General features: G+C 52.2%; 12 protein-coding genes. 6 read left to right on the forward strand and 6 right to left on the reverse strand.

Annotated features, from left to right (window positions below; translation table 11 throughout):
* Nucleotides 1-11: 11 nt before the first annotated feature.
* The 6 genes from tssK to ydgT form a co-directional block, all read right to left on the reverse strand.
* Nucleotides 12-1,358, reverse strand: coding sequence for a type VI secretion system baseplate subunit TssK (tssK, locus tag ACUTQ5_RS05990; protein ID WP_445650489.1), 1,347 nt, complete (start codon nt 1,356-1,358; stop codon nt 12-14).
* A 40-nt stretch (nt 1,359-1,398) separates the two neighbouring features.
* Entirely contained in the window at nt 1,399-1,929 is a 531-nt protein-coding gene (tssJ, locus tag ACUTQ5_RS05995) for a type VI secretion system lipoprotein TssJ (RefSeq protein ID WP_445650490.1), read from the reverse strand.
* Nucleotides 1,930-1,955: 26 nt separating this feature from the next.
* A complete protein-coding gene (gene tagV / locus ACUTQ5_RS06000; protein WP_445650491.1) occupies nt 1,956-2,456 on the reverse strand; it encodes a type VI secretion system accessory protein TagV in 501 nt (166 codons plus the stop codon).
* 1,290 nt (nt 2,457-3,746) lie between these two features.
* On the reverse strand, nt 3,747-4,781 hold the full coding sequence (locus ACUTQ5_RS06005) for an NADP-dependent oxidoreductase (protein WP_445650492.1): 1,035 nt from the start codon (nt 4,779-4,781) through the stop codon (nt 3,747-3,749).
* A 76-nt stretch (nt 4,782-4,857) separates the two neighbouring features.
* Nucleotides 4,858-5,277 carry a universal stress protein UspC gene (uspC, locus tag ACUTQ5_RS06010; RefSeq protein ID WP_135317048.1) on the reverse strand — a complete coding sequence of 140 codons (420 nt, stop codon included), beginning with the start codon at nt 5,275-5,277 and terminating at the stop codon, nt 4,858-4,860.
* A 152-nt stretch (nt 5,278-5,429) separates the two neighbouring features.
* Nucleotides 5,430-5,645: a transcription modulator YdgT gene (ydgT, locus tag ACUTQ5_RS06015; protein WP_445650493.1), complete on the reverse strand. Its 216-nt coding sequence runs from the start codon at nt 5,643-5,645 to the stop codon at nt 5,430-5,432.
* A 1,387-nt stretch (nt 5,646-7,032) separates the two neighbouring features.
* Here ydgT and flhD point away from each other — a divergent pair.
* From flhD to cheW, 6 genes are all read left to right on the forward strand, one after another.
* Nucleotides 7,033-7,383, forward strand: coding sequence for a flagellar transcriptional regulator FlhD (gene flhD, locus ACUTQ5_RS06020; protein ID WP_044552100.1), 351 nt, complete (start codon nt 7,033-7,035; stop codon nt 7,381-7,383).
* Nucleotides 7,384-7,385: 2 nt separating this feature from the next.
* Nucleotides 7,386-7,967 carry a flagellar transcriptional regulator FlhC gene (gene flhC, locus ACUTQ5_RS06025; protein ID WP_445650494.1) on the forward strand — a complete coding sequence of 194 codons (582 nt, stop codon included), beginning with the start codon at nt 7,386-7,388 and terminating at the stop codon, nt 7,965-7,967.
* A gap of 158 nt (nt 7,968-8,125) precedes the next feature.
* A complete protein-coding gene (gene motA / locus ACUTQ5_RS06030) occupies nt 8,126-9,016 on the forward strand; it encodes a flagellar motor stator protein MotA (protein WP_445650495.1) in 891 nt (296 codons plus the stop codon).
* A complete protein-coding gene (gene motB / locus ACUTQ5_RS06035) occupies nt 9,013-9,978 on the forward strand; it encodes a flagellar motor protein MotB (protein ID WP_445650496.1) in 966 nt (321 codons plus the stop codon). Before motA ends, motB begins: the two co-directional genes overlap by 4 nt.
* 4 nt (nt 9,979-9,982) lie before the next feature.
* Entirely contained in the window at nt 9,983-11,956 is a 1,974-nt protein-coding gene (gene cheA / locus ACUTQ5_RS06040; RefSeq protein ID WP_445650497.1) for a chemotaxis protein CheA, read from the forward strand.
* Nucleotides 11,957-11,988: 32 nt separating this feature from the next.
* Nucleotides 11,989-12,489 carry a chemotaxis protein CheW gene (gene cheW / locus ACUTQ5_RS06045; protein WP_012145706.1) on the forward strand — a complete coding sequence of 167 codons (501 nt, stop codon included), beginning with the start codon at nt 11,989-11,991 and terminating at the stop codon, nt 12,487-12,489.
* Nucleotides 12,490-12,516 lie beyond the last annotated feature (27 nt).

The raw sequence follows: 12,516 nt of genomic DNA on the forward strand, positions 1-12,516 counted from the left end.
TGAGTCATAGGTTACCGGTCCGTATGGCTGCGAATCGCCCAGAATTCCATATCCAGCCCCGGGAAGTCGCCGGCCAGGTGCAGAGCGAAGGCGCTGGATTTTTCCATCTGCTTCCACAGGTCACTGCCTTTTTCCAATTCAAAATAGGTATAACCCGCGTGATAGGGGATCTGGCGTGGTGCTGCCGGCATGGTACGCAGCCCGATGCCTGGCAGTTGCAACTGCACCAGATCGCGAATACGCGTTACCGGGGCAATCTTCATTTGCGCCGGGAAGTGAGTCAGCAGCACTTCGGCGGCGACATCGGCACGTACCGCCAGCACGAAGCCGAAGTCGCGCATCATTTTGGTGTCTTGTACGGTGGCAATGTTCAGACCATGCGAGCGTTCGACCAGCGTCAGCTGAATGGCGTTGTCTTCCAGCACCACCGACAGCCCCTGGCGTAGCAACAGCATCAACTTGCCGAAGCACAACGCCAGGTTGTCATGGTCATACACCGGCAGCCGGGCTTCCGGTGTGCGCTGTGCCGAAAAGCTGGCCAGCTCGGTGGCGAACTGTAGCCAGTCGGCGAACAGGCGTTCTGGGTGCAGGTGATCGAGATGGTAAGCGTGGCTCACCTGGCCGAGATGGCGATTAATCAGTTGCAGCAGCATGAAATCGACCATCTCGGAACTGCCGCCACGCCCCGGTTGCAGCAGACGCTGACTCATCTGCTGGCTGCGCTGTTGCAGCAGGCCTTGCAGATCGTTGATAAAGGTTTTCAGCACCGGGCTTCCCTGACAGTTCAGCATCGGTGGAATTTGCGTCTGATCGAGACGCAGACTGGCATCACCGCGTTTTTCCAGCACACGGGTTACGCCAAGGGCCGTCCATTCGGCATTGAGTTCGCTTTCCAGCATCAGACGCAGACGCAACTGACCAAACTGCAATGCCGCACTGCCGACCGAAACAGCGTTCAGGTCGTCGACTTCGTTTTCATAGGCCAGATAACGCGCCAGCGCGTCCGGTGCTTCCTGAAAAATCACGTCTTCACGGCCCGCGCGGTAGGTCGGCAACGCCAGAACCACGTTTTCGCCGGTCTTGTTTTCGGCGATATTCAGCGGAGCCGGTGCCTGTTGGGCGCCGGAGAAACGAAAGGGCGTGCCGTCCGGCATGATGCCGCTGGCGGCGTTAAGCGCAATTTTGCCCTGACGCAGCAGGGTTTGATCCAAATCCAGATGGAGGAAGCCCCAAAAATAGCCCTGGTGGGCCTGGCCCCAATTACGCATGTAGCTTTCGAGATAGTTTTCCGCCTGCTGGAAATGATGAGGACGTAAAAACATCCCTTCAGTCCAGACGACCTTATGAGCATCTTTCATGGTCACACCTATGGTTACTTCGCTTGGGCCTGGCGGCGGGTCAGTCGGGATCTTTCACTGAGTGCAGGCCATTAATGCCTGCCACAATGCGGGCTTCCAGCTCATCCGGCGAGAATTGCCACACCTTGTAGAAATTGGTTTCGGTCGGTTCCGGCAGCGGCAGTGAAATGCGCCATGCTTTGCCATCGAGGTTCTGGTATTCGGCGATGATGCCGATATAGCGGGTTTCCAGTGTGCTTTGGCCACCGAGTTTTTTTCCTCTCTGGCCTGGCGTCAGGAAGAACTGGTCGCTGTCCAGCAGGCTGTTGCCAAGCACGCTTTTGGCATCGCTCTGCAGGCTGAAGAAGTCGGCGTCCATAAATTCGGCATCGGAACGTAGCAACAGTACACGAATTTTTATCGGTGCCGGCCGTTGGCCAGCCGCGGCGTTCACCTGGCTGTCGGCCTCGAAGACCAGGCTATAACGCGAAGGCACGCTCTTGGCAGAGGACATGCAGCCGTTGAGCAGCAATGCGCCCATTAGCAGGAACACTATCCCGCACCAGCCGGAGGTGTTGGGTGTTGTTATCATGGTGAGTCTCGTCAACCAGGGAGAAACTACTGGAGGATCCAGGTAGCAGAGCCGCTGTCTTTACAGGCTTTGCTGTCACCGCCGACTTTCACGCAGTCCTGCCGGGTCGCGCGATTACGACGTGGTAAATCTTTACGCAGTGTTGATTTGTAACGTGAAACCGGCACGCCGGCGTTGGTCTGGATGTAGCCCATCAGGTTTCCACCCTTGGCTTCTGTGATCGCCAGCCAATGATTTTCTACTTCCCCCAGCACATAGAAAACGGCGGCATTGTCCAGACTGCCGATGGCGCTGCCGTTGTAACCCGGGCTACTCATGATGCTGGCCGCGTACAGGCTGCGGTATTCCTTGCCGATGGGTTTGAACTGTTGCGGGGCCTGGATGGCTGCGCGGTGCTGAAGCTTGACGCCATCCACTTCGCTGCTGATCAGGGCGTTGATATCAAGAGCCGGCGGCGGTGGTGGCGGGGTGGAACAACCGGCGAGCGTCAGGGCGGCTAGCAGCGTTAGAGTAATCCGTGTTTTCACAATTTCCTCTTGATCTTTTTATGAGCAGAAATGAAGGGCTGTGTAATAAAAACGTCTATTTCAGGGGACAAACAGCAATATCTCTGACCGACTGGGGGGGGCGTGCTCAACGCAGTCGTGGAGTTTTGCAGATGGAGTTTGGCTTTGAGAATGACGAGATGAGGGGGCCACTATTAAGCCGTAGCTCCTCACCGGCGAGGAGCCGTATTTCAGCCTCTGGGCGCAGACGCGGGGAAACTCCCATATCGGTTAGCACCAAAATGGAGACATCCGGGTGATGTTGTTCCTGCCGGTGGCAAAAACGATAAGGTACGCTTGGACGCAATATTTTTATGAGTTTCATTGTGTGTGTCAGGCTTCCTGTAAATATCAGCGAACAGCTGACTGCATCGCTCAAAAACAATCCCGTTTTCCGGTTTAATAGATATCAGGTTACTTCACAATCTTGATGCTGGTGGCTGCTTGTACGTCGTGGTTTTGTCGCGGTGGTGGTCAGGTTTTCAAGACTCAAAAGCGCCAGCGAAATTCTCGTATCAGAAGATGTTTAAACCATTGTTAAACGGATGAGAATAACCAGGCAATGATAAGATAATTTCGTGCTTTTAATGGCTTTAGGCATAGCTACCGCACGAGAATTGACGCGCGATCCCGATAGCGTATCTGTCACGATTTGAGACATGGCCTGACGAAAAAATTAACAAACTTTACATATATTCAGAGAATCTGCAGTCTACAATAGCCCTGAAAATTTGCAAAATAACCTTCCGGATCAATGCTTAATTCGTTAGCTTACTCAGCTTTTTTTATTTAATTCATATAAAACATAGTGTTGCGAATTGATTGTTTTTTCTTTTTAATTTTATGGATCATTGGTAATACCATGAAATAATTTTGTAACACTTTAGCCAATTCACTTAAATAACAACCTTTTTTTAACAAAAACAAAGTGACAGGCTGTTTTATGTACTTACCATTTGAAGGATTAAGATGATTAAATATATAAATGGCGAGAATGTAATTTAGGAGTATTCCTATTTGTCTGGGTGCAAAGCCACCTGCACAAGGGGATTGGCATGGCTGTTAGCGCAGCAGAATGGATGAATAACGGTGAAAAGGGGGAAGATTGAGTTGACCGAGGGTACCGTATAACCACGCGAGCGCAGGGTCGCGTTTAACCTGTTGGTAAAGTGTTCAGTGTTTCATGGTAGGGGCGTCGCATGCTGCGCCCGCGAGCCTAATCAATGGATTAAATCGGGTCGAAGCTATGTTCGACCCTTGCCGATTTTAGTGTTACTCGTCGCCGACGCGGATCACCAGCTTGCCGAAGTTCTTGCCTTGTAATAGGCCGATGAACGCCTGTGGAGCATTCTCCAGTCCGTCGACCAGATCTTCACGGAATTTGATTTTTCCTTGCTCGACCCACTCGCCCATCTGCTGCAGGAATTCGCCAAAGCCTTCTGCATAGTCATCAAAAATAATGAAGCCCTGCATGCGGATGCGTTTACGCAGGATCAACCCCTGCATCATCGGCAGGCGATCCGGGCCGGCAGGCAATGCGGTGGCGTTGTAGTGGGCGATAATGCCGCATACCGGAATTCGTGCCTGGGTATTGAGCAGCGGGATCACCGCATCAAACACTGCACCGCCGACGTTCTCGTAGTAAATGTCGATACCTTGCGGGCAGGCGGCAGCCAGTTGCTGGGCGAAATCAGGGGCCCGGTGATCGACACAGGCGTCGAAGCCCAGCTCTTCTACGGCATAGCGGCATTTTTCTTTACCGCCGGCCACACCGACCACGCGACAACCTTTCAGTTTGGCGACCTGCCCGACGACGGAACCGACAGCGCCACTGGCGGCGGCTACCACCAGGGTTTCACCGGGTTTTGGCTGACCAATATCCAACAGACCCATATAGGCGGTGAAGCCCGGCATGCCCAAGACGCCGAGCAGGCGGGAAGGGTGTTTCTGATCCGGGCCAAGATTACGCAAGCCGCTGCCGTCAGATAAAGCATAATCCTGCCAACCGTCGTAGCCCAACACCCAGTCACCGGGTTTGAAGTCAGGATGCTGTGACGCAACAACACGCGATACCGTGCCGCCAACCATCACGTCACCGATCTCTACAGGTGGCGCGTAAGAAGGGGCATCGCTCATCCGGCCGCGCATGTAGGGATCCAGTGACAGATAGACAGTGCGTAACAGCAACTGGCCTGCAGCAGGTTGCGGTGTCGCTACTTTTTCCAGGCGGAAATTGTCTGCGGTAGGCTCACCATGCGGGCGTGAGGCAAGTAAAAAACGGCGGTTGTGTTGCATAGACTGGGACATCAGACATTCCTTATGAGGATAGGATCCCAAGTCTAGTCAATCATTAACCAGAGCAAATAACCGAATGTGCTCAGCGTTAAAGAGGAATGATCAGTACGTCGATATGGCTGGTATTGATAAAGCGTGCTGCAGAGCAGGAAACCTTGTTCATCATGCTGTCGCTATGATTGCCGCAAACCACCAGATCAAAAGGTTGCTGACGGCTGGCGTAGTTAAGGCTATCCCCCAACTCGCCGTGGACGATCAACGTATCGGCTATTGGATAATCGGCCCGCAGCCGTAATTCTTCCATAAACAGCAGCGTTTCTTCCTCCATTAAGGCACGCAGATCGCCCAACATCGGCCCGGCGAAGTTATTGTACATTTCTGGATTGGCGATCATGCTCAGCAGGGTAATTTTGCCGTTGTAGGGGCGCACGATGGAGACGGCTTTTTCAACCAGGCGATGGCTGTCTGCCGCCACGGCGACGGTAACCAAAACGTTTTGATATCCCATCTTCCGCTCCTGTTTCCTGTCGTTAAGGTAAAAGAGTAGAGCCTGGCGAAACTAATAAATGTGTTTTGTATCACGCGCGTCAATAAATCATGGGGCATTGCCGTTATTTAGCAATAAATGATAAACAGGCACGCGCGTGTAATTAAAGAAAATTATAGCACCTGCGCCCACAGCGTTTTGGGTATCTTGCCCAAATCGAACAGTTTCCCGGCAACCAGCTCTGCCCGACGATGATCGGCAGCACGATACATGTTGCTGATTTCAATATCATTATCAAGGGAGTAGTTAAGCTTGTCGTACACTTTCTCTACGCTGTCCAGGCTGGTGCATTTCCGGAATGTCATCAGGTAATCCAGGGTATCAGTCATGATTAAAATATAACCTGTTAATAGTTGTAGTCGGACGAAGAAACATCACCCTGTCATCATGCCAGTAGCAAAAGAGTGTGATGTGTGACCTGAAAAATTAATTTCAAATAAATAAATTTCAATACGGTAATAAATGGCTGAGTGCAAGGTGGCCCTGCATGGCGAATAATAATATGCCCGTGGATTGTCGGCAATGCCTGGCTGTCATTCGGCATGCAAAATAGGGAAATTTTCAGGGCCGATCAATCCAGGTGGCTCGAAGCTGGGGATTTTCCCTGACCACTGCCTGCTGCGGCGTGGAGGCCCAAGATCCCGAAATCAAGCCTTGGGATCTTGCCTTTACGTAAGCGATTATGTTGCATGCGGTATACCCGACCCAGGGCAAAACGGATGGACTGGCCGTCTGGTGGTCACTTCAAATCCACAGGGCCTAGATGAAACGCGGGTATAAAATAAAACGAAACTGCATTATGATTTATAAGAGTGATAGTGACCTCTATTGATTGATAAATATAAGCCAAGCTTTAGTCATTTTTAATTTTGATAAAAAACAATTAAGTTTTAAATCAATATTGCCGATAAAACGTTCTAAGATAATTTTTACGAAAAAATATCGAAACCTGCCGCTTTCATTTTCTCAGCCTGGAAATATATAGTTACGTCTATTTTATTGTTCACAATTTAAGCGAGTTATTGTTAACCAAATAAGAACAATAGATGAAAATTAAAACAACCAACGACGCCGATTTTAAGTCAAATCCGAAACCTCATAACCATATAGTTTACACACGTTACTTTTCAAGGTGGATAGTTCATGACTTATTTAATGGTTATTTATACTGTCTTTATCGACTACGAGCAGATTTTTGTTCTGTTATTTTAGTTTGGTAATGCTTTTGTTCGAATTGATCTAAAAAAGATGATTTTTTGGCTTGTATGCATTGCTTTTAAGACGTTTTTTTACTTGCGGTTGTTTTTTAGTCAATCTCAAGGTTAAAAAATAGGCGGAGATTGAGATATTTGGCTTAATTATTTTTTATATTTGTGATGTATGTCACATTGTGTTTAAAATTGCCTATCACTTACATTGTGTGTGCTAACGGTTCGGGGGTAGAGTTGCGCTGCATTAGGAATAATCTTATTAACTTTGTAAAAATAGTTTCACAGTGATTACACGCTGCTGAAGCAAAATGCTGTACATCCATACACGTAGGTTTACGCACGTATCAAATACTGAATGACGGTTCGAAATTAGTGATGTTGATAAATTTATAACGGTCGTTATTCAGGGATTCATTTGCCAACGTAGGGAACAAACCCAGGTCACGGGCGATAAAAATTATCACCCAGCGTATGTTTTTAAACATAGTCTGTCGGGATGGGGAATATGGGTACGTCTGAATTACTTAAGCATATTTATGACATCAATTTGTCATATTTACTTTTAGCACAGCGTCTGATTAATGATGAAAAAGCATCGGCAATGTTCCGTCTGGGGATCGACGAGACCATGGCTGATGCGCTTGCTCAACTTACGTTGCCACAAATGGTTAAACTGGCTGAGACCAACCAACTGGTCTGCCATTTCCGTTTTAACGATCACCAGACGATCGAGCGCCTGACGAAAGAATCGCGCGTGGACGATCTGCAGCAAATCCATACCGGCATTTTGCTATCAAGCCACTTACTGCAAGAACTATCGGCTAAAGACGGTAGTGCAACGAAGAAAAGAGCTTGAAGATGACAGAGAAAAGTATTGTTCAGGAAGCCAAGGATATTCAGCTGGCAATGGAGCTGATTACGCTGGGTGCCCGTTTGCAGATGCTGGAAAGCGAAACTCAGCTCAGCCGCGGGCGTTTGATCAAACTGTATAAAGAATTGCGGGGCAGTCCGCCGCCGAAAGGGATGTTGCCGTTCTCGACCGACTGGTTTATGACCTGGGAACAGAACATCCATTCATCGATGTTTTATAACGCTTACAGCTTCCTGATGAAGAGTGGGCACTGCACTGGCGTTGAGGCGGTGATTAAAGCCTATCGTTTGTATTTGGAACAGTGTCCACACCAACCGGGAGAGGCACCGTTATTGGCGCTGACCCGCGCGTGGACGCTGGTGCGTTTCGTCGATAGCAGCATGCTGCAGCTCTCTGCCTGCAACTGCTGCGGCGGCACTTTCATCACCCACGCGCACCAGCCGTTGAACAGTTTTGTATGCAGTTTATGCCAGCCCCCATCCCGCGCAGTAAAAAGACGTAAACTTTCTCCGCAACTGGCCGATATTATTCCTCAATTGCTGGACGAGCAGGTTAAACGCGTGATTTGAGCCGGCGACAGCGCCGGTTTATCCAGACTTAAATCGATTTGTGACACGCAAGGTTCGGCATACCGAACCCATCGACGCAGCCCAGACTGCTGCGTCGGTGCGTCTCAAACACGCGCTTATCCCACCTTCCATCCACATTGTTAATTTAAGGAATGCGTGTGCTAGTTATTTTGGGTTATCTCGTGGTATTGGGTACGGTCTTTGGGGGCTACCTGATTGTGGGGGGCCATCTGGGCGCGCTTTATCAGCCGGCAGAATTTTTGATTATCGGCGGCGCGGGTATCGGCGCTTTTATCGTCGGCAACAATGGTAAGGCGATAAAATCCACGCTGCGTGCCATCCCCAAGCTGATGCGTCGTTCGAAATACAGTAAAGATTTATACATGGACCTGATGGCGCTGCTCTTCCTGCTGCTGGCTAAATCTCGTCAGCAGGGCATGCTGTCCCTCGAATTCGATATTGATAATCCGCAAGAAAGTGAAATTTTCTCTAATTATCCGCGCATTCTTGCCGATAACACCCTCGTAGAGTTTATTACCGATTATTTACGGCTGATGGTGAGCGGCAACATGAATGCGTTTGAGATCGAAGCGTTGATGGACGAAGAGATCGAAACCTTTGAGCAGGAAAGCGAAGTCCCGGCAGGCAGCCTGGCGATGGTCGGTGACTCGTTGCCGGCCTTCGGTATTGTGGCGGCGGTGATGGGGGTAGTACATGCGCTGGCCTCGGCCGATCGCCCGGCAGCCGAGCTGGGGGCACTGATCGCCAACGCCATGGTCGGCACTTTCCTCGGTATTTTACTGGCCTACGGTTTTATCTCGCCGTTGGCCACCCTGCTGCGTCAGAAAAGTGCAGAAAACGTCAAAATGATGCAGTGCATCAAGGTCACTTTACTGTCCAGCCTCAATGGTTACGCACCGCAGATTGCCGTCGAATTCGGCCGTAAAACCTTGTACACCACCGAGCGTCCGTCCTTCGTCGAACTGGAAGAACATGTGCGCAGTGTGAAAGCGCCGGCACAGCAGGCGACGGAAGAAGAACAGGCATGAAGCAGAATCACCCGGTTGTTTTGGTCAGAAAACGCAAGTCGCACCAGGCCGGCCATCACGGCGGCTCCTGGAAGATTGCTTACGCCGATTTTATGACGGCGATGATGGCGTTTTTCCTGGTGATGTGGCTGCTGGCTATCGCCAGCCCGCAGGAGCTCACGCAAATTGCCGAATATTTTCGCACACCGTTAAAAGTGGCACTGACCAGCGGCGACAAGAGCAGCTCTGAAAGCAGCCCGATCCCCGGCGGTGGCGATGACCCGACTCAGCAGGACGGACTGGTGAAAAGGCAGATTGATACGCTGGAGAAACGCGACGAGGAACTGCGGTTGAACAAGCTGCGGGAAAAGCTCGATGAGCTGATTGAGTCCGATCCGCGGTTGAAAGCGCTGCGCCCGCATCTGCTGATCAACATGATGGATGAAGGTCTGCGCATTCAGATCATCGATAGCCAGAATCGCCCAATGTTCAAAACCGGCAGTGCGCAGGTTGAAAGTTATATGCGTGACATCCTGCGGGCGATTGCCCCGATCCTCAATGATCTGCCGAATAAAATTAGCCTGTCCGGCCACACCGACGACATTCCTTATGCCACGGGTGAGCGGGGTTACAGCAACTGGGAGCTTTCGGCCGATCGCGCCAATGCTTCACGGCGTGAGCTGATCGCCGGTGGACTGTCGGAAGGGAAGGTGCTGCGGGTGGTGGGCATGGCTGCCACCATGAGTCTGAAACAACACGGTGCCGATGATGCCATCAACCGCCGCATCACCGTGCTGGTGCTGAACAAGCAAACCCAGCAGGGCATTGAACACGAAAATGGCGAAAGCAATGCGATGGATGTCGCTCAGCCGGCCGAGCTAAAGTCGCTGGTCCCAGCGGCGACGGCTCCGGCCACCCTCATTGCACCGGAGCAGCCGGCGGCTGACCCTGTACCGACTAACAGCGACTCACAGCAGAGGTGATCCCGTGAGCATGGATATTAGTGCGTTTTATCAGACCTTTTTTGATGAAGCAGACGAGTTGCTGGCCGATATGGAGCAACACCTGCTGGAGTTGGATCCGCTGGCGCCGGACATTGAGCCGCTGAACGCCATTTTCCGCGCAGCGCATTCCATCAAAGGTGGTGCGGCTACCTTTGGTTTTACGGTACTGCAGGAAACCACCCATTTGCTGGAGAACCTGCTCGATGGTGCGCGGCGTCAGGAAATGAGCCTGAGCACTGAGATTATCAACCTGTTTCTGGAAACCAAAGACATTATGCAGGAGCAACTGGACGCCTATAAAACGTCGCAAAAACCTGACGCCGACAGCTTTGAATACATCTGCCAGGCGTTGCGGCAGCTGGCGTTGGACGCGCAGCAACAGGATGCCCCCGCAGCGCATCCGGCCACGGAACATGCCGTCGCGGTCCCTGCGGCTATTGAAGGCGGGATGCGAATTTGCCTAAGTGGCCTCAAGCCCAGCGAAGTCCCGCTGATGCTCGAAGAGCTGGGGAATCTGGGTGAGGTGAAAAACCCGCAGCAGACCGAAAACAGCCTGGAAGTGACGCTGCTGACCTCCGCCAGCGAAGATGACATCAGCGCGGTACTCTGTTTTGTGCTGGAGCCGGAGCAAATCAGCTTCGCCACACCGCCGCAGGCCGAAGTCGCTCCAGTCGCACCCGCACCGTCAGCGCCTGCCGCCGCGGTAGCGCCGGTGGTCAAACCGGCCCCTGCGGCTGTCGAAGCTGCCAAACCACGGGCCAAAGCCAGTGAATCCACCAGCATCCGCGTAGCGGTAGAGAAGGTGGACCAATTGATCAACCTGGTCGGTGAACTGGTGATCACCCAATCGATGCTGGCGCAGCGTTCGGACAGCCTGGACCCGGTGAATCATGGTGACCTGCTCAACAGCATGAGCCAGTTGGAACGCAACGCGCGCGACCTGCAAGAGTCGGTGATGTCGATCCGCATGATGCCGATGGAGTACGTGTTCAGCCGCTTCCCGCGGTTGGTGCGCGATCTGGCCGGCAAATTGAATAAACAGGTGGAGTTGCAACTGCAGGGCAGTTCTACCGAACTGGATAAAAGCCTGATCGAACGGATTATCGACCCCTTGACCCACCTGGTGCGCAACAGTCTGGATCACGGCATTGAAGATCCCGATACGCGTGTCGCTGCCGGGAAATCGGCGGTGGGTAATCTGATCCTGTCGGCGGAACATCAGGGCGGCAATATCTGCATCGAGGTGACCGACGACGGCGCCGGTCTGAACCGTGAGAAAATTCTCGCCAAGGCGGCCTCGCAGGGGCTGGCCGTCAGTGACAGCATGAGCGATGAAGACGTCGGCATGTTGATCTTTGCGCCGGGATTCTCCACTGCCGAACAGGTCACCGATGTGTCCGGTCGCGGCGTCGGCATGGACGTGGTGAAGCGAAATATTCAGGAGATGGGTGGGCATGTAGAAATCCATTCGCAGGCAGGCAAGGGTACCGCGATCCGCATTTTGCTGCCGTTGACGCTGGCGATCCTAGACGGTATGTCGGTCAAGGTGAACGACGAAGTGTTTATCCTGCCGCTCAACGCGGTGATGGAATCCTTGCAGCCGCAGGCCGAAGATCTGCATCCATTGGCCGGTGGCGAGCGGGTGTTGCAGGTGCGCGGTGAATATCTGCCGCTGGTGGAGCTGTTCCGGGTGTTCGAAGTGGCCGGCGCCAAAACCGATGCCACCCAGGGCATTGTGGTGATCCTGCAAAGTGCCGGTCGTCGCTATGCGTTGCTGGTCGATCAATTGGTCGGTCAGCATCAGGTAGTGGTAAAGAATTTGGAAAGCAACTATCGCAAAGTGCCGGGTATTTCCGCCGCCACTATTCTCGGTGATGGCAGCGTGGCGCTGATTGTCGATGTCTCGGCGCTGCAAACGCTGAACCGTGAACAGCGTCAGACCGGCGTGGCCGCATAATAATTAATCTATTGATTTGAAGGGTGAATGACATGGCAGGACTGGCAACCGTCAGCAAACTGGCTGGCGAAACGGTAGGGCAAGAATTCCTGATTTTTACCTTGGGCAATGAGGAATATGGCATTGATATCCTCAAGGTGCAGGAGATCCGTGGATACGATCAGGTGACCCGCATCGCCAATACGCCGGCCTTTATCAAGGGCGTCACCAACCTGCGCGGCGTGATTGTGCCGATTATCGACCTGCGGGTGAAGTTTGCTCAGCAGGATGTGTCTTACGATGAAAACACCGTGGTGATCGTGCTGAACTTTGGTCAACGGGTGGTGGGTATCGTGGTTGACGGTGTATCCGACGTGCTGTCGCTGACCACCGAGCAGATCCGTCCGGCACCGGAGTTTGCCGTGACACTGGCGACCGAATACCTGACCGGCTTGGGTTCGCTGGGTGACCGTATGTTGATCCTGGTGGATATCGAAAAGCTGCTGAGCAGCGAAGAGATGTCCCTGGTCGACAGCGTGGCAAAAAGCGCCTGATCTGTCGAACCCTCTGTAGGGGCGCTG

It is taken from the genome of Serratia sp. NA_112.1 (assembly GCF_052691715.1).

Bases quoted from the DNA above. Each gene is read 5' to 3' on its own strand.
- tssJ (WP_445650490.1), bottom strand. From the start codon at position 1,929: ATGATAACAACACCCAACACCTCCGGCTGGTGCGGGATAGTGTTCCTG.
- uspC (WP_135317048.1), bottom strand. From the start codon at position 5,277: ATGGGATATCAAAACGTTTTGGTTACCGTCGCCGTGGCGGCAGACAGC.
- cheW (WP_012145706.1), top strand. From the start codon at position 11,989: ATGGCAGGACTGGCAACCGTCAGCAAACTGGCTGGCGAAACGGTAGGG.
- motB (WP_445650496.1), top strand. From the start codon at position 9,013: ATGAAGCAGAATCACCCGGTTGTTTTGGTCAGAAAACGCAAGTCGCAC.
- flhC (WP_445650494.1), top strand. From the start codon at position 7,386: ATGACAGAGAAAAGTATTGTTCAGGAAGCCAAGGATATTCAGCTGGCA.
- ACUTQ5_RS06005 (WP_445650492.1), bottom strand. From the start codon at position 4,781: ATGTCCCAGTCTATGCAACACAACCGCCGTTTTTTACTTGCCTCACGC.
- tssK (WP_445650489.1), bottom strand. From the start codon at position 1,358: ATGAAAGATGCTCATAAGGTCGTCTGGACTGAAGGGATGTTTTTACGT.
- flhD (WP_044552100.1), top strand. From the start codon at position 7,033: ATGGGTACGTCTGAATTACTTAAGCATATTTATGACATCAATTTGTCA.
- ydgT (WP_445650493.1), bottom strand. From the start codon at position 5,645: ATGACTGATACCCTGGATTACCTGATGACATTCCGGAAATGCACCAGC.